Source organism: Streptomyces sp. NPDC050422 (genome assembly GCF_044458665.1).
GTDB lineage: Bacteria > Actinomycetota > Actinomycetes > Streptomycetales > Streptomycetaceae > Streptomyces.
Genome location: NZ_JBITIE010000008.1, coordinates 150,119 through 173,676, shown reverse-complemented (window position 1 = coordinate 173,676; position 23,558 = coordinate 150,119). Strand labels below are relative to the sequence as shown.

11 protein-coding genes are annotated in these 23,558 nt (G+C 71.3%); 4 read left to right on the top strand and 7 right to left on the bottom strand.

Annotated elements, in window-relative coordinates; all coding sequences use genetic code 11:
* Positions 1-9,705 (bottom strand): polymorphic toxin-type HINT domain-containing protein, encoded by a 9,705-nt coding sequence (locus ACIBJG_RS14290; RefSeq protein WP_399307779.1) that lies wholly within the window; start codon positions 9,703-9,705, stop codon positions 1-3.
* A gap of 201 nt (positions 9,706-9,906) precedes the next feature.
* Here ACIBJG_RS14290 and ACIBJG_RS14285 point away from each other — a divergent pair, with 201 nt between their 5' ends.
* Complete coding sequence (locus ACIBJG_RS14285) at positions 9,907-11,880, top strand: tachylectin-related carbohydrate-binding protein (protein WP_399307778.1); 1,974 nt, start codon at positions 9,907-9,909, stop codon at positions 11,878-11,880.
* Between the two features lie 162 nt (positions 11,881-12,042).
* Positions 12,043-14,562 (top strand): YfhO family protein, encoded by a 2,520-nt coding sequence (locus tag ACIBJG_RS14280; protein WP_399307777.1) that lies wholly within the window; start codon positions 12,043-12,045, stop codon positions 14,560-14,562.
* An 87-nt stretch (positions 14,563-14,649) separates the two neighbouring features.
* Here ACIBJG_RS14280 and ACIBJG_RS14275 read toward each other — a convergent pair whose 3' ends face one another.
* Positions 14,650-15,294 (bottom strand): TetR/AcrR family transcriptional regulator C-terminal domain-containing protein, encoded by a 645-nt coding sequence (locus ACIBJG_RS14275; protein WP_399307776.1) that lies wholly within the window; start codon positions 15,292-15,294, stop codon positions 14,650-14,652.
* Positions 15,295-15,355: 61 nt separating this feature from the next.
* Between ACIBJG_RS14275 and ACIBJG_RS14270 the strand changes: the two genes are divergently transcribed.
* Positions 15,356-16,777, top strand: coding sequence for an FAD-dependent monooxygenase (locus ACIBJG_RS14270; protein WP_399307775.1), 1,422 nt, complete (start codon positions 15,356-15,358; stop codon positions 16,775-16,777).
* Between the two features lie 3 nt (positions 16,778-16,780).
* On the opposite strand, the gene leuE is transcribed toward ACIBJG_RS14270, so the two are convergent.
* The 3 genes from leuE to ACIBJG_RS14255 form a co-directional block, all read right to left on the bottom strand.
* Positions 16,781-17,449, bottom strand: a complete 669-nt coding sequence (gene leuE / locus ACIBJG_RS14265; RefSeq protein WP_399307774.1) for a leucine efflux protein LeuE — start codon at positions 17,447-17,449, stop codon at positions 16,781-16,783.
* A 68-nt stretch (positions 17,450-17,517) separates the two neighbouring features.
* Entirely contained in the window at positions 17,518-17,685 is a 168-nt protein-coding gene (locus tag ACIBJG_RS14260; protein ID WP_399307773.1) for a hypothetical protein, read from the bottom strand.
* 276 nt (positions 17,686-17,961) lie between these two features.
* A complete protein-coding gene (locus ACIBJG_RS14255; RefSeq protein ID WP_399307772.1) occupies positions 17,962-19,542 on the bottom strand; it encodes a methylmalonyl-CoA mutase in 1,581 nt (526 codons plus the stop codon).
* Between the two features lie 228 nt (positions 19,543-19,770).
* On the opposite strand from ACIBJG_RS14255, the gene ACIBJG_RS14250 reads away from it, so the two are divergent.
* Positions 19,771-20,709: a L,D-transpeptidase family protein gene (locus ACIBJG_RS14250; protein ID WP_399307771.1), complete on the top strand. Its 939-nt coding sequence runs from the start codon at positions 19,771-19,773 to the stop codon at positions 20,707-20,709.
* Between the two features lie 184 nt (positions 20,710-20,893).
* On the opposite strand, the gene ACIBJG_RS14245 is transcribed toward ACIBJG_RS14250, so the two are convergent.
* On the bottom strand, positions 20,894-22,099 hold the full coding sequence (locus ACIBJG_RS14245) for a hypothetical protein (RefSeq protein WP_399307770.1): 1,206 nt from the start codon (positions 22,097-22,099) through the stop codon (positions 20,894-20,896).
* The gene (locus ACIBJG_RS14240) at positions 22,099-22,932 is read right to left on the bottom strand and encodes an RNA polymerase sigma factor (RefSeq protein WP_399307769.1); all 834 of its coding nucleotides are present in this window, start codon (positions 22,930-22,932) and stop codon (positions 22,099-22,101) included. The genes ACIBJG_RS14245 and ACIBJG_RS14240 overlap by 1 nt, the downstream gene beginning before the upstream one ends.
* Between the last annotated feature and the right edge of the window lie 626 nt (positions 22,933-23,558).

Here is a 23,558-nt window from a genome sequence, read left to right as displayed (position 1 = left end):
TCAGTCGACCAGGAATTGAGCCGCGGTGGACCAGCCGTTGTCGTCGTAGGCGTGGATGTCCACCCTGAACGGGACGTTCGACCCCTGCAAGTAGCGTGGTGTTGCCTGGAAGAGCACGGTGTTGCCCTTCGCGACGTGCGCCGCGATCGAGTCTCCGAACGTCGCCATCGCCCCATTGTCCACCTTCGAATTGGTGCGGACGATGTTCGCTTCGACCTTGCCGTCACCGCCCAGCGACTGCGGGAGGAGATGCCCCCTCGTGTGACCGGGCGAGTTCTTCACGAAGCCCGGAGGCAGGATCCTTCGGCCCGCCTTGGTCCCCTTGGTGACTCCCGGGGCGATGATGGCCGTCACCCCGGTCCGACGCCCTCCGGGGAGTACCTCGCCGTAATCGACGTCACCCCCGCCGCAGTTGTGCACCAGGACCGGAGTGGCCCCCGCCGCCACGAAGTACGTATGCGCCCTGGCCACGCTCAGGTTGTAGACCGCCGCCTGCTGCGTCCAGGCGCGGACCGCGTCCACCTGGACGCGGGTGCCCGAGCCGGTCTCCAGCCACTGGCCGGGCTTCAGTTCCTCGGCCTTCAGCCACTTGCGTACGGACGGGACCCAGAACGGGTGGCCCGCGGTCGCGGTCAGGGTGTCGGTCGCCTCGCCGCGGTCGCCGTCCGTGTCGAGGGTCAGGCGGACCAGTTTCTTCAGGCCCTTGCCCTTGATGGTGGCCGTGACCTCCTGGGTGGAGGTCTTCCCGGTGGTGGGGTCGGTGGCCCGGACCTTGTCGCCCGCCTCGACCTGTTCGATCGGTTGCCGGCTGCCGTCGGCCATCAGCACGTCGGTGCCCGGCACGAAGCTGTTGCCCACCAGGTCGGAGGCGAGCTGGGCGCATTCGACCGCCGACTCGACCCGGTCGAGTGTGTCGTCGGCCTTCCTGGCGGCCTTCGCGATGTCGTCCGCGTACTTCGCGGCCTTCGTCGCCATCCGGCCCGCCTTGGCTGCCCGGACCGCACCGGCGCCGACTCCTCCGAGGGCCACACCGGCCACCGTCGCGACGGCCCAGGCGCAGGCCTCCATGTCGCCGGTGGTGACGCAGTCCCGGATGTCGTTGAAGCCGGTGACATCGCCGACGACGTTGCCGACGGTCTTGGCGCCCTCCCAGACCGCACCCCAGTCGACGGAGTCGCGGACCGTCTCGACGACGGCGCCGACCTGTTCGACCACGGCCTCGCGAATGGCGTCCGTCGCCTTCGCCACGTCCGCGATCACGTCGCGGGCCGCACCGACGAGGATCGCCGGCAGATTGGGATCGGCCGTCACGATCGCCTTGGCCACCGCCATGAGTGGCCGGGCCGCGGCCACGATGTCGGGGATCGGGTTGTGCTTGGCGACGAACGCGGCCGCCGACCGGGCCTTCCGGCTGACCGCGGCCCGCGTCTCGTGGTAGATCCGGCGCGCCTCGGCTGCCTTCTCCCGGGCCCATTGGGTGGCCCCGGTACTGCGTCCGACACTCTTGGCTATCCGCACGCCGGCATCGACGATCGTCTTCAGACCGGACTTGCGGTAGATGTAGCTCGCCACCTTGCCCGCATAGCCGATCGCCTTCTTCAGCGCGGAAACGGGGTGGCGGACCGTGTAGACGACCGCCTTGACGATGTTCTTGGCGGTCTTGACTGCAGCACGGACGTACTTGTTCTTCTTGACCTTGTTGTACGCCTTCTTGCACCAGCCGCAGCTGGGCCAGTGACCGTCCGGGTCGGAGTAGTCCATCGGGGCACCTGCCCCGTAGGTGTACCGGTTCGCGAGGATCGAGGCTCCGGAGGCGTACGTGTAGGAGTCCCTGGAGTCGAAGGCCCCGGTGCCCGGGTCGTACCAGCGCGCCCCCATGTTCACCTGTTCGGTGTCGGGGTCGGTCCAGTCGCCCTGGTATCCGGCGTTGCCCGCCGTGGCCGGCTGCGCTTCACTCGCCGCGGACGGCTGCCCGAACGGATCGAAGGCCGTGGAGCCGGTCAGCGCGGTGGCCGAGCCGTCGGTCGCCGACAAGCCGCCGACCACGTCGCCGTGTTTGTCCGAAACCGTCAGCTGCGCCGCACCGGTGCCCTCCGCCACCGAGAGCAGTTCGTCGAAAGCTCCCCTGCCGTAGGTGGAGTTGTTGTCCCTGACCGGGTCGGGTGCGAGACCCGCGTAGCTGAAGTCCGCGTCGTTGCGGGACGCCACCCGGTCCAGGGAGTCGTAGGTGTACTCGGTCCCGGACTCCCCCGCCTTCGTCAGCCGGTCGAAGGCGTCGAAGGTGAACTCCTCCGTCATGCCGGAGCTGGTGCGACTGGCCAGGGTGCCGCGCGGGGTGTGGTCGTAGGTGTAGTCCCCGTCGGACAGCAGCCGGTTGCGTTCGTCGAAGGTGGCTGCCCTGTCTCCGTTCTGCACGCGGTTGCCGCTCTTGTCCCACCCGTACTCGGTGGTGGTGTCGTTCTCCGTCCATGAGGTGAGGCGTCCGGCGTCGTCGTAGCCGTAGGTGTTCTCACCGGCCTCGGCCGTGCCGGTGGTCTTCTTGGAGGTGAGGTGGTCGTCGGAGTCGTAGCCGTAGTCGGTCGCCGCGACGGTGGCGCCGCCACTGCTCGTCACGGTGTCCGTGCCGATCCGGCCCAGATCGTCGTAGGCGAAGCTGCGCGACTGGCCGGCGCCGTAGTCGATCTCCTTGACCGAGCCCGCCCCGTCGTAGCGGTAGGTCTGGGCGGCACCGGTGAGCGGATCGGTGGCGGAGGTCAGCTGGCTGCGGGCGTAGCCGAAGCTCGCCGTGCCCGCGGCGTCGGTACGGGAGGTGAGCCGGCCGTCCGCGTCGTACTCGTACGTCGCGGAACCGGACGGTCCCTTCGCCTCGATCAGCGAGCCGCGGTCGTTGTACGCGTAGGTGTTCTCGCCCTTGGGGGACGACGCCTTCGTCAGCCGGCCCGAGGTGTCGTAGCCGAAGGTCTTCTCCGCGGTGGCGGCCTCGGCGCCGCTGCCGGTCTCGTGGACGAGGAGGCCGGCCCGGTCGTAGCCGCGGGTTTGGACCACGCCGCCGGGTGCGGTGGCCTGCAGGGCCTGGCCCGCCGCGTCGTACGCGGTGGTCCAGGTGCGGTCCTGCGGGGCCGGGTCGCGGCTGGTCTCCGGTTCGACGACGGACTCGGGCAGGCCGAGGGTGTTGACCGTGTAGAAGGTCTTGTTGCCGCGGCCGTCGGTGTAGCGGGTGCGGTTGCCCAGGGCGTCGTATCCGAAGGAGGTGGTGATGGACTCGGTGTCGAAGACCGGTTCGGTCTGTCCGGTCAGCCTGCCGAGCGGGTCGTACGCGTAGCGGGTGGTGCGGCCGAGCGGGTCGGTGGAGGTGGTGAGGTTGCCGGCCGTGTCGTAGCCGTAGTCGACCTTGCGCAGCGGGCTGTTGTCCGCGTCCAGGTCGGAGTCCTGGACCAGTTGACCGAAGGCGTCGAAGAGCTTGGCCGAGGTGCGGCCCATGCCGTCGGTGCTGCGGACCTCGCGCCCGCTCATGTCGTAGCCGAACTGGGTGACCACCCCGCCCGGGTCGGTCGCCCGGGCGAGCTGTCCCAGACTGTCGTAGCCGTACTGGCTCACATCGCCGCCGGGTGCGGTCTGCTTGACCACATTGCCCGCGTCGTCGTACTCGTTGCGGGTGGTGAACGCGCCGGGTTCCGGCCTGCGTTCGATCGTGGTGGTGGTGACGGGCCGGTCGAGGTCGTCGTACGTCGTCTCGGCGCGGGCCCCGTCCGGGCCGGTGACGGTGAGGAGTTCACCGGTGCGGGTGTAGGTGTACGTCCATCGCGCGTGCTCGTCGTCCTTGCCCGCGGGCACGTCCTTGGTGGTGAGCCGGTTCTGCCGGTCGTAGCCGAACTCGGTGACCCGGCCGAGCGGATCGGTCGCGGTGGCCACGTTGCCCAGCGCGTCGTAGCTCCGGGAGGTCGTCGGGGTGACGGTCTCGGTGGAACCGGGGGCCCGGTAGGCGGGGGCGGTGGCGGTGAGGGCGCGTCCCAGCCGGTCGTAGGTGGTGCGGTTGGTGTTGCCGGCCGCATCTACGGATTCGGTGACCGCGCCGAAGCTGTCATAGCCGGTGTAGGTGGCGGGCCGGGAGGTGACGGGGGCCGTGCCGCCGGACTCGGTCGCCACGGGGGGTGAGGTGGCCGAGAGCGGGCGGCCGACCTCGTCGTAGGCGTAGTCGGTGCGGTTGCCCGCCGGGTCCGTACGGGAGGTGACGAGGCCACGCTGGTCGTACCCGTAGACCGTGGCGCGGCTCTCGGTGCCGTTCTGGACGATCTCCTGCTCGGCGTTGCCCGCGTTGTCGTAGACGTACCGGACGGTCTCGGGTGTGGCGCTCGTGGGCCACGGCACGTTGGACGGGGCGCCGTTGGAGGTGGTGGTCTCCACGTTGCCCGCGAGGTCGTAGCCGTACGTGGTCCGGCGGGCGAGACCGGCCGGGTCGGTGACCTCGGACTTGGTGCGGCCGACCGCGTCGTAGGTGTACTCGGTGACGAGCTTGCCGTTGTTCGCCTTCTCGGTCAGGACGTTGCCGGCGCCGTCGTAGACGTTGGACTCGACGACGATGTCCCGTCGGGTGCCGTCGGGGTTGTGGAATCCCTTGAGCGTGAGGGACTTGAGCAGGTCGTCGCCGAAGTACTCGTAGACGAGGTCGCGTCCCATCGCGTCCGTGTTGCGGACGACCCTGCCGCCCATGTCGTACGCGTACGACTGCAGGACGGTGTAGTCCGGGTCTCCGCCGTCGTCGTCCCAGTCGCGCATCCGGGTCTCGGCCATCATGTTGCGCGCGGTGTACACGTAGTCGAAGTGGTTGTCGTTCGCGTCCACCATCGAGGTCTTGTTGCCGAGCGCGTCGTAGCCGTAGGTGGTCTCGCTGCCCTCGGCGTCGGTCACCTTCTCCGGCCTCCCGTACGCGTCGTGCTCGAAGGTCATCACGCGTGCGGCGTCGCCGCCGAGCACGTCGCTGACCTCGGTGCGCACGGTGTTGCCGTCGGCGTCGTAGCCGGTGACGGTGCGCTGCTGGTGCTTGGAGAGGGTGACGACGTTGGTCGCGGCCGGTTCGGTGGTGGAGACGAGCCGGGACAGCTTGTCGTAGGCGAGGGTCACGGTGGCGCCACCGGGCTGGGCGTCCGAGACGGCGGTCTCGGTGAGTTTGCGGCCCAGCGCGTCGTAGGTGAACTTCGTGACCAGCGCGGAGGGTTCGGTGACCTGGGCGAGGTCACCGGTGGTGAAGTACAGGTAGCGGGTGACCTTGCCGCGCGGGTCGGTGGAGGTCAGCGGGAGACCGGTGGGGGTGTTGCCGCCGTTGACGGCGGGTTCGGCGCCGGTGGTGTAGGTGTTCTTGACGGTGCCGCCGTCGGCTGCCGTCTGCTGGGTGAGCAGCCCTCGGGTGTCGTACTGGTACTGGGTACGGAAGCGGGTGTCGGTGGGTCCGGAGGACCGGCCGTCGAGGGTCTGCGAGGGCTGGTCGGCGCGCAGGTCGATGTCCCCGGCCGGGGCCGGGTAGGTGGTGTACGAGGTCTGGCAGTCGTCCTTGGTCCGGCAGGTCGTGCGGCTGGTGACGTTGCCCCGGTCGTCGTAGCCAAGGGTGACCTGGTCACCGTTCTCGCTGGTGATACCGGTCTGGAAGCCGTTGTCGTCGTACGCGAAGAGACGGATGGCGACACCGTCGGCGGGGTGCCGGATGAAGTCCGGTTCGCTGCCGCCGTCACCGGGCGGATTGGTGCAGAACGCCGGGTCGCCCGGGTCGGGCTCGGTGCAGACCTCCTGCGGCGGGTCGGTGTCCGACGGGCTCGGCGAGGGGTCCGGATCGCGGGCGCCGAGCGCCATCGGCTCGCCGTAGCGCAGCATCCGCGAGGTCAGGCCGTCGTACTCGTAGAAGTACGGCGAATCGACCGGGTCGTGGACCTCCACGGTGCGGCGCAGGTCCGTGTCGTTGCCGAAGACCGCGGGCGTGCCGATCTTCCAGATGCCGCCGTTGCGGTCGGTGTACTCCTGGACGCGGTCACGGGCGGTGTCGTAGGTGACCTCGGACGCGATGCGGTCGGAGGGCAACGTCGTCCGGGTCAGCACGTCCGCGGTCCGGGTGCCCTCGCGGAAGTGGCCGGCGACGGCCGTCGCGCCCAGCGGGTGGTGGTAGACGGCGACGTCGTCGATGCTGCCGGCGAAGGAGCGGGCCGCGGTGCTGCCCCAGCCGGGCCAGGAGGCCGGGGTGGTGGCGTGTGCGGCGCCGATCTGGTTGTAGGTCAGGTCGCCGGCGACGAGCTGCTTTCCGGTGACGGTGCCGGAGAGCTTCCCGTCCAGGTAGAGGCTCTGGGTGGAGCCGGAGGCCGAGAGCACGGCGTGGTGCCACTTGCCGTCGTTGACGTTCTTGGTGGTGTCGGTGATCGGGGCGACGGTTCCGGTCCAGAACTGGCCCCGCAGCTTGCCGTCGTTGCCGACGTACAGTGCGGGCGCACCGGCCCCCGGTGCGGTGCCCCATGCCTTGTTCTGGTAGCCGACGAGCGGGCCGCCGACGCCGGTCGCGGGCGTCTTGAACCACACCTCGACGGCCGTGTCCCGGCTCTTCTTGAGCGTGCCGGAGGGCAGGACGATGCGGGAGGTACTGCCGTTGAATCCGGCCGCGGTGCCCGGGTCGCCGGGGATCGCCCCGGCCGCGCCGAGGGTGACGTCGGTGGAGGTGCCGCGGTCCTTGCCGAGATTGGCCTCGACCGCGCTGTCGGCCGCCGTGCCTTCGGCCTCGCCCAGCTTCCAGTAGGACTCGGGGCGGGAGTCGAGCACGGTGCTGCCGTAGTGGCTGCCCGCCCCGTACGCATACCGGGTGCAGCCTCCGGTCGGGTCGCAGACCTTGTCGAGCAGGTCGCCGGTGTAGGTGTACGACCATGTGAGCGGGGCGCCGTCGACCGGATTGGTCGACACCGCGGTGACGTGGGAGCCGGTCCACGTGAAGTTCAGCGAGCGGCCGCTGCGGGGGTGCGCGGCGCTCTGGATCTTCCCGCCGGACCAGGTGTAGGTGACCACGTTGGACGAAGCGTCCGTGATCTTCGAGAGGAGCCCGCCGGTGCTGAAGTCGTAGCTGGTGCCGGACTTGTCCTGGAGCCGGTAGGTGCCCGCCGTGGCGTCGAGGGTGAGCTTGGCGTACCGGCCGGGCGGCGGGGCGAAGGTGCCGTCCGGGTTCTTGCCGAAGCGGACGTCCTGGCCGTCGGGGTAGCGGATGACGACGTTGCCGCTGCCGTCGTCGTCGGCGGTGAGCCGCATGTCGTACCGGGTCGACCAGCCCGCGCCGAACGCGAGGTCGCGCCTCGGGTCGAGGCTGTTGTACGTGCGGACCAGGGTCAGGTCGGGCCCGGTCGTGGTGAGCGACGCGTCGATGGCGGAGGAGGTGAAGTTCCCGACGTTCGGGTCGAACTCCTTGCCGGGCGCCTCGGACAGCCGCGAGGTGATCTCGGGCTGCGGCACGGCGGCGACCAGCGCGATCTGCGCCGTGGGGACCTCGTTGGACGCGTCCTTGACGAAGCCGCGCCACAGATAGGTGGTGCCCCACTTCAGCCGGCCGGCCGGGACGGGGTAGGCGGACGACGTCTGGTAGGCGGAGGTGGTGCAGCCGGTCGGCTTGCCGCCCTTGTCCGCTTCGCAGATCTCGTACTTGTACTGGAGGGCCGAACCGGGCGGGGCGTCGATGTCGACCCCGGCGGCCCAGAGCTGCGGGGTGAGGGTCTGGGCCTGGTAGCCGTTGGGCGGGAACTGCTCCTTGACCACGGGGGCGATGTCGAAGACCTGGAGGGTGAGCCGGCCGGGCGGCACCTGCTCGTCGGTGAAGACCTTGCCGCCGGTGCGGACCATGGTGAAGTCGAGCATGTACGTGCCCGGCGGCAGCGCCTTGATGGTCGCGTCGAGGGTGGCCTTCGCCCCGTGGGCGACGTTGCCGGTGAGGTTGGCGGCCCGCTGCTGGGTGACCAGCTTGCCCTTGGCGTCATAGGCGCGGTACGCGAGGTAGTAGGTGCCCGGGGTCCAGGTATCGGCCCCCCTGTTCGTCACCGCGACCTTGACCTTGCCCGCCTGGTTCTGGAGCACCGGCGGGTCGGGGACGGGCTTGGGGAAGGCGTACGTGGCGCTGTACGGGGAGTGCGTGACGAACAGCTTCGGCGGGTTCGCGGTGGCGTGGCCGGTGAGCTTCTTGAAGGAGAGGCTGTCGGTCGCCGAGGCGCGCAGCGACAGACCGTTGTTGGCCTGGGTGCCGTCGGCCCAGCGCTGGACCAGGTCGCGGCCGCCCTTGCCGAGGTCGAAGAGCTCTCCGGCCGCCGGGCAGTTGGACTTGGAGGCGCCGAAGGCGACGTGTCCGTACGCGAACGACCTGGTGGCGAGCGCCCCGCCGACCGAGGGGCCCGGATAGGCCGTGCCGGTGCCCGCGGTCCAGGACTGGGTCACCGGGTGGACGGAAACCGGCCGCGCCTTGCAGGAGGCGGAGTCGAAGTTCACGATCTGGAGCTGCGCTCCGAAGATCCGGTGGTTGCGCAGCCGCTCGTCGAGGCCGGGGAAGCCCAGGTAGGAGTAGGTCGCGCCGGACGGGCCGCGGCCCACCTGGAGTTCTTCGGCGCCGACCACGGAGGGGCCGCCGTCCCTGACGTACATGGAGGTGGACGCGGCGCCGGTGTCGACGGACGGGTCGACGCGGACGGGAAAGGCCCGGTCCGGGTCGGTGAGCCAGCCACGGTCGGCGTTCACTTTCAGGGCCGGGCCTTCGCCCCCTTCTACGAGTGTGTAGCGGACGGCGTACGAGGTGGCGCCCCGGGCGTCCGTCATGAACCCGGCCGGAATGACGGCCCTGGTGCGGCCGTCCGTCCCGGTGAGCACGACCGAGCCGTTCCGGACGGTGGCGTCGAGTCCGTCGAGCTCCAGCGGGAAGACGTACTCGGCGGGGGCGGCGGCGGAGTTCAGGACGAGGGTCTCCTTGACCCCGCCGGCCTGCGAGTCCAGCCACAGATCGGTGCCGGGCAGGACCTGCTCGTAGGTGACCCTGGTGCCGTCCGCCTTTCCGGGTGCGGGCGCGGCGCCCCTCAGTCCGTAGGAGAAGGACTCGCCCGTCGGGAGGGTGAGGGCGGCGAGCCGCGGGGCGTCGGCGCGGGCGGCGAGGTGGAGGCCGACGGAGTCGGCGGTGTTGGTCCACCCGGCGTCACCCTCGCCCGCCCCGGCGGCGGGGGCGGTGCTCTCGCGCCCGGTCAGCCCGGAGTCGATCGGGTGCCAGTCGCCCTTGCCGTCGCGGTAGTTGAGGGGTGTGGGGGAGATCTCGGTGGTACGGGTGCCGTCCTGGTTGGCGTACGTGCGGCTGCGGGCATCACGCTCGGAGACGAGTTCCATGCTGGTCGCGCGGTCGAATCCGGTGGTCCGGGCGGCCGGCGGTTCGGTGACCGCGGCGATGTTGGGCCGGACCGCCGGCCGGGCCGGCTGCGGGGGCCCCAGCGGGTACTTGGCCCGCGTCGACGTCGGCGACTCGGTGTTGCCCGGTCCGCCTTCGACGTGGCTGCGCCCTTCGGCGCTCCCCCACTGCTGGCCGGGGCCCCTGGCCGCGTCGGGCCGGTCCGGGAAAAGAGGGAATCCGCTTCCGGCCAGGGCCAGCGAGCCGACGGCCAGCGTCACGGCGACGGCCAGACCGACGCCCGTGCCCCAGATCCCGCGTACCGCGCGAAGCATCAGCAGACGACGCGCGATTCTTCGGTACGCAGGCACGGCTCCCCCAAGTGCGTGATGGAACAGATCAGTTGATGTTGGGGACTGTGAGGGAGCTGTGTCGACGGATGCACGGACTGTTCATGTACCCGTCAATCGTGAGCGCGTCTTCTTCATCCGGCCGCTACCGCCCCGTTCACCGCCGCTCGCCTAGCGTCCGACTCCATGACTTCCCACTCGACGCCACGCACCGCCCGTTGGGCCGCGGCCGTGACCGCCGCCATCACCGCGTTCCCGCTGCTCGTAACCCTGCCCGGCACCGCACACGCGGCGGACTCCGCCACCTGCACGGCCACGGGCCCCGTATACGCCCTGGACTCCGCCGGCAAGCTGCTGCGCTACGACATGCCGGCCCCGGTCAGCGGCGGCAATCTGGCGTCCCCCAGCACGATCGACACCGGATGGACCGGCTACGGCCGGATGCTGGCGGGGCAGGGCGCGCGCTTCTACGGGATCAAGGCCGACGGGCTCTACCTGAGCCACCGGGTCAGCGCGACCGGCACCTGGGACATCCACCACAAGAAGATCAGCCCCAACTTCGGCTGGCTGACCAAGGCCGCGGACCGCAACCAGGTCACCATCGACCGGGGCGACCGGATATGGGTACTGGACAACGAGGGCGCGCTGCGCACGTACAAGTACGACTCCGCAGCCGACACCTTCAGCGCCGACAGCGGGAAGATCATCGACCAGGGCTGGGAGCGGTACGACCTGATCGTCGCCGCCGACTCCGGTGTGGTCTACGGCCGTTCGGCGACCGACGGCAAGCTCTACCGTTCGCGCTACGACTTCACCAGCCAGCGCTGGATCGAGCGTCACGTCGTGGAGAGCCTGGCCGACTGGCGCCAGTACAGCAGGGGGATCACCTCGATCGGCGGGGACACCCTGGTCGGGGTGAACGCGGCCGGCGTCGCCGACTACTACCGCTTCGACGAGAACATCCGCGACTTCCCCGTCTACAACAAGACCGTCGGCAGCGCGGGCTGGCAGAACTACTCCAACGTGTCGGGGGCGCCCGACGCCTGCCGGATCAACGCGAACCACACCCCGGCATCCCCGCCGGCGCCCCTGGAGAGCTACACCCCGGCCGCAGTGACCCAGTCCGCGACGGGGTCACTGGAGTTCGCGTACACGGACAACATCGGCCGCCTGGTGCACGGCCGGATGGCGGACGCCTCGGACTTCAACGGCGTCCAGTGGACCACCGTGTCCGGCAACGAGGCATTCACCGGCCGCCCCACCCTCACCGGGCACACCGACGGCCGTGTCGTCCTCACCGCGCAGAACACCTCCGGCAGCATCTGGCAGCGCAACCAGACGGCCAAGGCCTCCGCGGACTGGAACGACTGGATCGACCTGGCCGGCGCCATGGCCCACCACGCGGTCACCGCGAAGACCCCCGACGGGCTTCTCGTGCAGTTCGCCGTCGACGGCGAAGGCAAGCCCTGGTACCGCATCCAGCAACGGGCCAATGTGGACTTCATGGGGTGGATGCCGCTCTCCGGTTCCGGCCTCGGTGGCACCCTCCAGGCTGTCACCGTGCGCGACGGCATCCAGCTCTTCGCCACCACCACCGGCGGGACGCAGACCACCGCCAAGTTCTCCGCGAACGGCACCCTTTCCGCGTGGACCGGGCTCGGCGCGCAGAACATCAGCGGCACGCCCGCGCTCGTCATCTACCCCGGCTACCGCATCCGGGTCTTCGCCAACGACGGCCAGGGCCACATCGTCACGGCGGTCCAGTCCGCCGAGAACGGTGCGTACGGGGCCTGGGAGACCGTCGCCGGGCTGACCGCCGACGGAGAGCCCAGCGCCGTCATCTCGCCCCTGACCGGCCTCACCGAGATAGTCGCGCGCGGCACCGACGGCACCATCCACAACACCGGCGAGACGACCCAGGGCAGTGGCACCTGGCGCGCCTGGCAGCAGGTGACGAGCGAGGCGGCCGCCACCGTGCCGACCGCCTTCACCTACACCAACAGCAACGGCCCGACCTGGGCCTACACGTTCCGTACCGCCGACAACCAGACCCGCGTCTACGTGGTCCAGCAGAGCTTCGCGGCGCGCACGGCAGCGGCCGCGAGCGGGACCGCACCGGCGTTCGAGGACCGGGCCCTGCCCAAGCCGTCCGGCAGCTGACCCATGCGTCGGGCCGGGGGCCGCGGTGCCGGCCCCCGGCCCAGGCACCCCGCGCAGTGCGCGACCGGCCGGGGACGGCTGCGTGAAGCGCGGCCGTCCATTGAATGAACCAGCCTTCCCTGCCCGTGATTTCGCGATGTTCGATGACATATTCGACTCATCATGAGAACTCCGTCGATGCCGAAGCCGATGCTCCGATCGCCGCGCGGCCGGGGTGCCGCCCTGGCCGCCCTGCTCACCGTCGCGATCGTCTGCGCCGGGGACGCGGTGGCCCGTAGCTACCCCTTCGGCCCGCACACCCGCAGCGTGAACGACCTGGGCAATCAGTTCGTCCCGTTCCACACCCGGCTCTGGGACCTGCTGCACGGGCGGGCGGACGGTGGGCTGCTGCTGAACTGGCAGTCCGGCTTCGGCAGCAGCTTCCTGCCGGACTTCGGTACGTACCTGAGCAGCCCGTTCGCCCTGCTCGTCGGGGTCTTCCCGCGGGACCGGATCGACCTGGCCGTGTACGCGGTCACGCTGGTGAAGACCGGGGTGGCCGCGGCGGCCATGACCTGGCTGCTCACCGCATTGCGCCGGGGGCGTGGCCGGGAGTGGCTGGCGGCCGTGCTCGGCGCCTCGTACGCCCTGTGCGGCTGGTCGGTCGTCGAGGCCGTCTACAACCCGATGTGGCTGGACGGGCTGATCGCGTTCCCGTTGCTGTGCCTGGCCGGTGAGTGGGCGCGCACCGGGCGGCGTCCGGTGCTGGGGACGCTGCTGGTGACGCTCGCCTGGGTGTCGAACTTCTACACCGCGTACATGGCCACGCTGGGCGCCGCCCTCGTGCTGGTGGTGCGGCTGCTGCTGGAGGACGGGACGTCGCGGGAGCGGGTCCGGGGCCTGGCGCGCGCGGTACGGACGGTACTGATCGGCATCGGGCTGGCCGCGCCCGTCCTGGTGCCGGTGTTCCTCGGAACCCGGCACGCCTACCCCGGCTGGAACCGGGCGTTCGCCCCGGCCGCCTGGCCGGACGCCGCGGCGCGGCTGCTGCCGGCCACGTACAGCTTCTTCAGCCCGGCACTGTTCCTCGGGACGGGCGCTCTGCTGCTGGCCTGCGCCCTGGCCTTCCACCGTGCCGTGCCGCGTGCCGAACGCTTCGTGTGGGCGGGGCTGGTGGCGGTGGTCGCGCTGTCGTTGCAGTGGGGCCCCACGCATCTGCTGTGGCACGCCTTCGCGACGCCGAACGGGAGTCCGTACCGGCAGACGTTCGTCCTCTCCGGGCTCGTGGTGATCGCCGCCTGGATCTCGGTCGCCACCGCCTGGCCCGACCGGCGGACCCTGCTGGGCGGCGCAGTGGTGCTGGCGCTGATCGCGGCCGGCGCCGCGTCCAGCACCCTGATCACCGGCTGGACGTACCCGCTGTTCGCGGCGGGCCTGCTGGCCGTGATCGGTGCGCTGGTCCTGGCCCGCAACGGCAGGTTCGCCGTGCTCGCGGCGCTGCTGCTGGTGGGGGCGCAGGCAGGTCAGGCCGCCGCGACGACCGCGTACGCCGACCGGCAGCGGCTGAACCGGCTCGACGACTACGCCCCCTGGGGTGAGCGCCAGGACCTGCAGGCCGCCGCGGTCGCCCGCGCCGACGGCTGGCCGCGCTACCGCACCGACCCCGGCCTGGAACAGTCCACCGCCAACGACCCGCTGCTGGTCGGGGGCCAGGGCGGCGCCTACTACAGCAGTCACACCCCGGACGTGCTGACGCGTACGTTCCTCGCACTGGGCGCCGGCTGGACGTCGAACGGCCGCGCCCTGCACAGCCTGGACAACCCGGTGACCGACGCGGTGTTCTCGGTCGGTGCCCGGGTCCATGTGCCGCGCGATCCGCACCAGGGCTGGAACCGCCCGGACGACCGCCCGGTCACGGTCACCCGGCAGGACGTGCCGCCGCTGGTGACGGTGCGACCTGCCGCCGACGCCGGTGCACGGCTCGGCCGTTCGCCCTTCCGCAACCAGGAGAAGCTGCTGGGTGCGTCCGTGTACACGGTGCCCACGACCACCCTGCGCTCCGCGGACGGTACGGACGCGACGGGCGAGGGCGCGTACGACTACCGGGTGCGGCCGGGTACGTACACCTTGAGCGCGAGCTGCCCCGCGAACAGCGAGGTGTATCTGTGGGCCCCCGACCTGTTCGGCCGGGCACAGCTGGGAGCTTCCGGTGAACAGGCCGACTTCCGCGGCGAGTTGCCGGGCAGGCGTGCCGGGATGCGCATGCTGGGCACGGGCGGCGGACAGCTCGCCGTGTCGCTGCGAGCCGCCAGGGCGGGCACAGTTCCACGCGGGGCCGTCGGCTGCCTGGACCGGGGGCGCCTGGCCGATGCGGTGTCCGGGCTGAAGCGGACCGGCGCGACGATCGTCGACGTCACCGACAGCGGCGTACGAGCCCAACTCCCGCCGCACACCGAGGGGGTGGCGGTCCTGGCCGCGCCCCGGATCGCGGGGTGGAGCTGCGACGGGCGTCCGGCCGACTCGCATCTCGGCCTGGTCGCCGTGCCGGTGAGCGGTGACCGGACCACGGTGGACTGCACGTTCCGGCCGCCGGGGCTGCGGGCCGGGTCCTTCGCCGGGGCGGGGGCCCTGGCGACCCTGCTCGCCACGGCGTTCGCACCGGCGGCCCTGACGCGCGTACGGAGGCGGCGCGCGCGACCGTAGGGACGACGGCGACGGGCGCCCGCTCCGGCGGGGCGACGGGCGCCCGCTCCGGCGGGGCGACGGGCGCCCGCTCCGGCGGGGCGGCGCTCACCCCGCCCCGTACCGCGCCTCGATGCCCGCGACGATCAGCCGCAGGCCGTCCTCGAACCGTTCGTCGTAGTGGGCGAAGATCTCCGCGCCGGCCGCGGCGGCCAGCGGGTAGCGGGCCATGCGTTCCGCGCGTTCGCCGATGTCGAAGCCTTCGCGCTGCTGGTCCGGCATCGGGCGGACGCCCTGCTCCTCGCTGACGAAGCCCATCGTGTAGGAGTACGCGGTCGTGCCCGCCCGGACGGCCTGCCACAACTCGAAGCCGGCGTCGACCATGGTCCGCAGATGGCTTTCGAGCCCGTCCGCGTGGTCGGTGCCGGTGAACTTCGCACCCCCGTAGACCTTGGCCCCGTCGCGGTAGCGCAGCAGCGCGGTGCGCAGCCCGCTGTTGTACGCGACGAGCTGGTCCTGCCAGCGCTCCGGGGTCGGACCGGGCAGCCCCTCGTCGAGCATCCGGCGGTACATCACCGTGGCCATCTCGTCGAGCAGCGCCTGTTTGTCCTTGAAGTGCCAGTAGAGAGCGGGCGCCTTGACGTCCAGCTCCTTGGCGATGGCGCGCAGGCTGAGCCCGTCCAGGCCCACCTCGTTCAGCAGCCGCAGCGCCGTGTCGGCCACTCGGGACCGGTCGATCTTCGTCGTACCCACCTCGACAAGTTAACAGCCCCACCCTTGACAACTTAACACCGTTAAGCACACACTCCCGGACATGGAACTTAACGATGTTAAGGACACTGAGGTCCTCGTCGTCGGCGCCGGCCCGTGCGGTCTCGCACTGGCCTGCGATCTGGCCCGCCGGGGCGTTCCCGCCCTGCTGATCGAGCAGGCGCCCGCGCTCTTCCGCGGCTCACGCGGCAAGGGCATCCAGCCCCGCACCCGGGAGGTCCTCGACGATCTCGGGGTCGGCGACGCGGTCCGCGAACACGGGGGGCCGGCACCGGTCGGGATGGCCTGGCAGGGCGGGGAGCGGATGGGCGAGCACCACATGTTCCGGGTGGCGGCGCCGACGGACGCGGAGCCGTACGGGGAGCCGTGGATGATGCCGCAGTGGCGCACCCAGGAGATCCTGCTGGCCCGGCTGCGCGAACTGGGCGGCGACGTGGTGTTCTCGACCGCCCTGACCGGTCTCGCCCAGGACGCCGACGGGGTCACCGCGCACCTGTCCACCGGCCCGGTCCGCGCCTCCTACCTGGTCGCGGCGGACGGCGGGCGCTCCACCGTGCGGCGGGCACTGGGCATCGCGATGACCGGGGAGACGGTGGACCCGGCGCCGATGCTGGTGGCCGACGTACGGGTCGCCGAGGACGCGCTCGACCGGCTCAACTGGCACATGATGAGCACCGACGCGGGGTTCCTCACGCTGTGCCCGCTGCCCGGCACGGCGGACTTCCAACTGGTCGCCCAGTTCAAGGAGGGCGCACCGGACACCTCCCCGGACGGGGTGCGCGCGGTGGTCGCCGCACGCACGCACCTGGACGCGCAGGACATCACGGAGATCCTCTGGTCCTCCGACTTCCGGCCGCGTGCCGCGCTCGCCGACCGGTTCCGCGACGGCCGGGTCTTCCTGGCCGGGGACGCCGCCCACGTCCACTCCCCCGCGGGCGGCCAGGGGCTCAACACCAGCGTGCAGGACGCGTACAACCTGGGCTGGAAGCTCGGCCAGGTGCTGGGTCACGGGGCGGCCGCGGCCCTGCTCGACAGCTACGAGGAGGAGCGCCGGCCGATCGCCGCCGAGGTCCTCGGCCTGTCCACCCGGATCCACCGCGGTGAGCAGGAGCGGGGCGCGGCCGCCCAGCAGTTGGGCCTCGGCTACCGCGAGGGACCGCTGTCGGCGGGCCGGGCGGGCGTCCTGGAAGCCGGTGACCGGGCCCCCGACGGGCCAACGGGCGAGCGGCGGCTGTTCGACGTCTTCCGGGGCCCGCACTTCACGCTGCTGGCGGTCGGGACCGACGCGGAGCTGCCGGAGTTCACCGGTCCTCAGGTGAAGGTGCACCGCATGGACGCCTACGAGGCGTACGGCAAGGGGCTGTTCCTGATCCGGCCGGACGGCTACATCGGCTGGGCGGGCGAGGACACCGCAGGGCTCGCGGAGTACGCCGCACCACTGGGCCTCTTCCCCAAGGCAGGCTGAGAGTCAGACGCTGCTGAGCGAGAGCTTCGCCGCGAAGCCGAGAAACAGCACCCCGGCCGCCGAAGTGGCCCCCGCCGAGAGCCGCTTGCGGCGGCGGAACGCGGCGGACAGCCGGGTGCCGCCGAATATCAGCATCGACAGGTACAGGCAGCTGGCGATCTGGAGCAGGGTGCCCAGCAGCAGGAAGGAGAGCGCCGGGTAGGCGTACCCGGGGTCGACGAACTGCACGAAGAACGAGATCAGGAACAGGATCGCCTTCGGGTTGAACAGGCTGACCACCAGCGCCCGCCGGTACGGCCGCTCCATGCCGGCCGGAGCCCCGGCCCCCTCCGCGTCCTCGCCCGTGATCTGGGCGACCCGGCGGTGGCGTTCGCGCCACATCGATACCGCGGCGCGCAGCATCCCGATGGCCAGCCAGGTCAGATAGCCCGCGCCGGCGAACTTCACCACGGCGAAGAGCACCGGCGTCGTCTGCAGCAGGGACGAGGCCCCGAGCGCGGACAGCGTCATCAGGACGGTGTCCCCGGTCCACACCCCGGCCGCGGCCACATAGCCGGTCCGTACCCCGCGCCGGGCGGCGACGGACAGTACGTACAGCGAATTCGGCCCCGGCAGCAGCACGATCAGTACGAGGCCGGCGAGGTAGGTCGGAAGGTCGGTGACACCCAGCATGAAACGGAGTGTCGCATGGGCGTACGACACTCCGGAGGCGGGGGTTTCGCAACGGGGACGGCGCCCCCTCAGTCCTCGTCGCCGTCGAGCAGCCGGTCGACCGAGAGCTCCATCTCCACGCCGACCTCGTCGGGAACGACGAACGACGTCCCGCGCTTGTGGTGCGCCTTGTTCTTGTACTCGCCGCCCCGGGGGTCGCTGCACAGCAGCACCTGGTCGTGCTTGCGGTCGGCCACGACATAGACCGGGATACCCGCCTGGGCGAGACATGATCGACTCCGTGAGGAATGGCCCTTTCGGGCTCGGAAGACTGGGAGAGTCGCATGCCGCTTCCTCGAAGTCTGGGGCCGTGAGGTGGGGCGGGCTGCATGGATAGATCTGGGTGGGTACTACAGCGGAGTCATCCGTTCCGTGTCACAGGGGTGTGACAGCAATCCGCGCCCCACGACGTCACAAGTGACGTCGTGGGGCGGCACGTTGCCGCCCGCGCGCCTCACCCTCAACCCCGTGCCTCAGAAGGCCTCGGTGGGCACGTACGCCCCCCAGACCTCCCGGAGCGCGTTGCACACCTCGCCCACCGTGGCGCGGGCCCTGAGCGCGTCCTTCATCGGGTAGAGCACGTTGTCCGTGCCCTCGGCCGCCTTGCGCAGCGCGGCCAGTGCCGCGTCCACGGCGCCCTGGTCGCGTTCGGCGCGGAGCCTCGCCAGCCGGGCCGCCTGCTGGGCCTCGATCGCCGGGTCGACGCGGAGCGGCTCGTACGGCTCCTCCTCGTCGAGCTGGAAGCGGTTGACACCGACGACGACCCGCTCGGCACTGTCCGTCTCCAGGGCGATGCGGTAGGCGCTGCGCTCGATCTCGTTCTTCTGGAAGCCGTGCTCGATCGCGTGGACGGCACCACCCATGTCCTCGATCCTCGACATCAGTTCCACGGCCGCGGCCTCGACGTCGTCGGTCATCTTCTCGACGACGTAACTGCCCGCGAACGGGTCGACGGTGGCCGTCACGTCCGTCTCGTACGCCAGGACCTGCTGGGTGCGCAGGGCGAGGCGGGCGGACTTGTCGGTGGGCAGGGCGATGGCCTCGTCGAAGGCGTTGGTGTGCAGGGACTGCGTGCCGCCGAGGACTGCGGCCAGGCCCTGTACCGCGACGCGCACCAGGTTGACCTCGGGCTGCTGGGCGGTGAGCTGGACGCCCGCGGTCTGGGTGTGGAAGCGCAGCATCAGCGACTTGGGGCTCGATGCGCCGAACTCCTCCTTCATCACCTTCGCCCAGATCCGGCGGGCGGCGCGGAACTTGGCGACCTCCTCCAGGATCGTCGTACGCGAGACGAAGAAGAAGGAGAGCCGCGGGGCGAAGTCGTCGACGTCCATGCCGGCCGCGACGGCGGTACGTACGTACTCGATGCCGTCCGCGAGCGTGAAGGCGATCTCCTGCGCGGGCGAGGCCCCGGCCTCCGCCATGTGGTAGCCGGAGATCGAGATGGTGTTCCACTTCGGGATCTCGGCCCGGCAGTACTTGAAGATGTCGGCGGTCAGCCGCAGCGAGGGCGCGGGCGGGAAGATGTACGTGCCCCGGGCGATGTACTCCTTGAGCACGTCGTTCTGGATGGTGCCCGTGAGCTGCTGCGCCGGGACGCCCCGCTCCTCGCCCACCAGCTGGTACATCAGCAGGAGCAGCGCGGCGGGGGCGTTGATCGTCATGGACGTGGAGACCCGCTCCAGCGGGATCCCGTCGAACAGCACGCGCATGTCGTCGATGGAGTCGATCGCCACCCCGACCTTGCCGACCTCGCCGGACGCGATCTCCGCGTCGGAGTCGTGGCCCATCTGGGTGGGCAGGTCGAAGGCGACGGACAGGCCCGTCGTGCCGTTGGCGATGAGCTGCTTGTAGCGAGCGTTGGACTCGGTGGCCGTACCGAAGCCGGCGTACTGGCGCATCGTCCACGGGCGTCCGGTGTACATCGACGGGTACACACCGCGCGTGAAGGGGTAGGCGCCCGGCTCGCCGAGCTTCTCGGCGGGGTCCCAGCCGTCGAGCGTGTCCGGTCCGTAGACCGGCTCGATCGGCAGTCCCGATTCCGACTCGCGCGTCATCTGCTGTGCCTCCCGCTGAAGCTACTCACTGGTAACCACTGGCTCTCGCGACGGACTGTAGCGGCGGGTGCGCAACCGTTGGAGGGGACCGGGCTGGGACCTTGCTCACAGCCCTGATGCCTGACATCCTCCGGTCCTCGATGCCGCTTTCCCCATCATGCGCAGGATTCGGCAACCGGGCAGAGCGGGAATCCGTCTCATGAGATACCGCAGACTCAGGGGGCCGGGATGATACGCAGCAGCAGGACCGGGCGCGGCCACGCGGACAGGGGCGGCCGGAGAGCCGGCACGGCGTCCGCAGCCGTCGCCGTACTGGCACTCGTCGCCGTGACCGCCGGATGCAGGGCGGAGCCCGCCGGCAGCGCGTCGGCCGCTCCGTCGTTGCCACCGGCGAGCAGCTCACCCACCGACGACGCCAAGCCCGGCACGGACGGAACGCGGTCGGCGACGCCGTCCGCGAGCACGAAGCCGAGCGCATCGCCGAGCGCATCGCCGAAGACGACACCGAAGTCCACGCCACCGGCCGATCCGCAGGCCGAGGTGCTGATGGCGAGCGGCTCGCAGGGCAAGCAGGTGCGCGAGCTCCAGGCCCGCCTGCATCAGATCGGCCACTTCGACCGCACCCCCACCGGCTACTACGGCTCCGTCACGGTCACCGCGGTGCAGTCCTTCCAGGGCAAGCGCGGGCTGTCCCGTACGGGGAAGACGGACTCGGTCACCTGGCAGAAGCTGCTCGGCATGACGCACACGCCGACGGCCGCCGAGCTGAACCCGCCGACCACCCGTCCGGCCGCGAAGCCGGACAAGCGCTGCATGACCGGCCGGGTGATCTGCATCAGCAAGAACAGCCGGTCGCTGTCCTGGATGATCGACGGCAAGGTCGTCTCGTCGATGGACGTGCGGTTCGGCTCGCAGTACACGCCGACCCGCGAAGGCATCTTCTCCGTCTACTGGAAGTCCCGGCACCACGTGTCGTCGATCTACCACACGGCCATGCCGTACGCGATGTTCTTCAGCGGCGGCCAGGCGGTGCACTACTCGTCGGACTTCGCGGCCCGCGGCTACAACGGCGCCTCGCACGGCTGCGTCAACGTCCGGGACGAGGGGAAGATCGCCTCGCTGTTCACCCAGGTCCGCAACGGCGACAAGGTCGTCGTCTACAAGTGAGACCGTGAATGAGGGGCGCGGGCGGGACCGGGGGAACGTGTCCCGCCCGCGCCAGTGCGCCGAGCCGTAGGTACGGGGGGAACCCCGGCTCCTGGCGCTGCCGATGACCAGTCGGCTCACTCATTACTGCGCCCGCAGGCCGAAAAACGTCACACCAGGTGGTGGTGGCGGGGCGGTGCGGGCCTCAGCGCGCCGCGAGGGGGAGCGCCGGCGACGCGGAGCGCGAGGCCCCGTCGGCCGGGGAGCCGTCGGCCGTCGAGGGCTCCGGGGAGGCGGTCGAGAACCCGATCGAGGGCAGGGTGCCCGAGCCGCCGGACGAACCGTCGCTGCCGGCCGGGTCGTCGCCGCCGTCGCTGTCGCCGTTCTGGCCGTCGCCGTTCTGGCCGTCGCCGTTCTTCCCGTCGGCCTGGTCGAGCATCCGGTCGCAGAACCGGTCGAGGTTGCGGGCCCCCTTGGCCAGCGCTTCGAGGCGGCTTCTGCTCTCGGCGTCGAGCTTGCCGTCGCGGTAGTCGCGGCAGGCCTTCAGGGTCTTGGCGTACCAGGCGGAGGTCTTGTCGTCGGTGTCGCCCGTCCCGTCGGACGTCCCGTCGCCGTCCTGGCCGCCCGGGTTCTGCGTCGCGCCGGTGCCGTCCGACGGGGTGGGCTCGGCGCCGCCGGACCGGCTGTCGCCGGTGCCGTCCTCGCTGTCGCCGGCGTGGCCCTTTTCGGTGGTGCCGCCGCCGGAGCGGTCGCTCTCCGGGCCGTCGCTCCGGTCGGTCCCGGGAGTCTTCGGCGATGCGGTGTTTTCGCCCGGGGATCCGGGCGGCGGCGCGGACGTCCCGTCGTCGGTGGTGAGGCCGGAACCCAGCTCCTCGGGGGACGCGGCGGCCGACACCGACGTCGCCGGCGTGGGCGTGTGCCGGCTGAAGGGGCCGGGCAGCATCCCGGTCCCCGCGGCCACAGCCACCCCGCCGATCGCGCAGCACGCGACGGAGGCGACCAGGCCGAAGCGGATGGGCCGGCTCCAGCGCATGGGGCGGGGGCCGCGGGAACCCGCTGCGCCGGACGCCGTGCCGGAACCGGCCGGGCGTATGTGTACGGGGGCGAGCATCCCGGACTCGGCGGAGTCGTCCGTGCCCGCGGTGCGGGCCTCCCGTGCCGCGTCCGCCGCTGCGGACACTGCGGCGGCACGCGGGGCAGGGCCGCGGGCGGCGCGGAAGGCGGCCAGTGCCGCGGCCTCGCCCGGCAGTTCCCCGGCGGCGGGGCGGGCGGTGCGGGCCGCGGCGTTCAGGGCGGCCGCGAGCCTTTCTGCTTCGTGTCGGGGCCGGCCGTCGGAAGGGTCGACCGGTTCGCGGCGGAGCATTTTCTCCGCCGCTTCCTTGTCAAGCCATTCGTGCTGCTCGTCGGCCATCACATGTCCTTCTGCGTCCACAGACGCGAATGCGTCACACCGGCGGGCGCCACCAGGCCGGTGCGGGAGGGGCGTTGCGCGGGGACGGCGCCGAGTTCCATCGACCGGCCCGTCCCGTTTCCCTGCGCGGACGGTGCCTGGGCCGTGCCGTCGGCCGGTCCCCTGGGTGCGCCGACGCCGCCGGCCGGTCCGTCGCCGTGCGGACGGCTCCCCTCCGCGCGGCCGGCCGCCGGCAGACCGCCCTCGTCTCCCGGGTGCCCGGCACCGTCCGGGCCGTCCACGCCGTCCGCCCGCAGCAGTTCGGCCAGCCGCTTCAGCCCGCGGTGCGCGGCCGTGCGGACCGCGCCGGGCCGCTTGCCCAGCGTCAGCGCCGCGCTCTTGGCGTCGAGCCCGACCACCACGCGCAGCACCACCGCCTCGGCCTGGTCCTGCGGCAGCTGGGCGATGAGCGACATGGTGCGGCCGGTGGCCAGCGCCTCGATCGCCTCGTCGGCCGTGTCGGACCCGGCCGGCTTCTCCGACAGTTCCGTCTCGTCGCCGCCGGTGGCGGGCCGCCTGCCGCGCATCCGCAGATGGTCCAGGGCGCGGTTGCGCGCTATCCGCGCCGCCCAGCCCCGGAACCGGTCGGCGTCACCGCTGAACCGGTCGAGGTCCCGGGCTATCTGCAGCCACGCCTCGGACGCCACGTCCTCGGCGTCCGGCTCCCCCACGAGCGTCCGTATGTAGCCCAGCAGTCGCGGTTGCACAGCGCGGTACACAGTACGGAAGGCGTCCTCGTCCCCGTCCTGTGCCGCGAGCACCGCGGCAGTAAGCCCCGCGTCGTCCCCCAGCACTCCCTCAACCTGCCCTGCTGTCCTGAATCGCAGCTGGTCACCACTGCCGCGCCACCCTGCGCGACTCAGCACGCTACGTCCTCGGCGGGCATCGCGTCCATGACTTGTACAACCCGCAACATTCTGCGGGCACCATGCGGTGTGACAGAAAACGCAGTCGCGGCGCTGAAATGAGTACGGGGTCGTCCTGCGACCCCGCGGAAGACGACCGGGGCCTCTCCTGTGGGGGGTGGCGGCCCCGGTCGTCGTTCCATTTAGCCCCTCTGACCTGCGAAAACGTCGGTCACGGACGGGTCGCGTGGCCACCGCGTGGCCAACGCGTCCGGGCGTTCAGGTGATCCGGCTCGGATCGGGGCGGGGCGCCGCCGCAGTCTGGCCGCACCGCAGGACTCGGACCGGCTGCGAGAACTGATCACCGACCACCTCACCCACTTCCCCACCGGGTAACCACAGGTACCCGTCCGGCTGATGCCGGTCGTCGCAGTGACGTTTACGGGTGCGCAGTCGCTTGGTTGGGAGAGGAACCGCAAGGGGTCCCTCGCCGGGCGTCCGAATGAGGCTCCCGGAGATGACAGCTGGGGGCTGCGGTGGGTTCGGGTGGGGAACAAAGACGTCTTTGTCAGCCA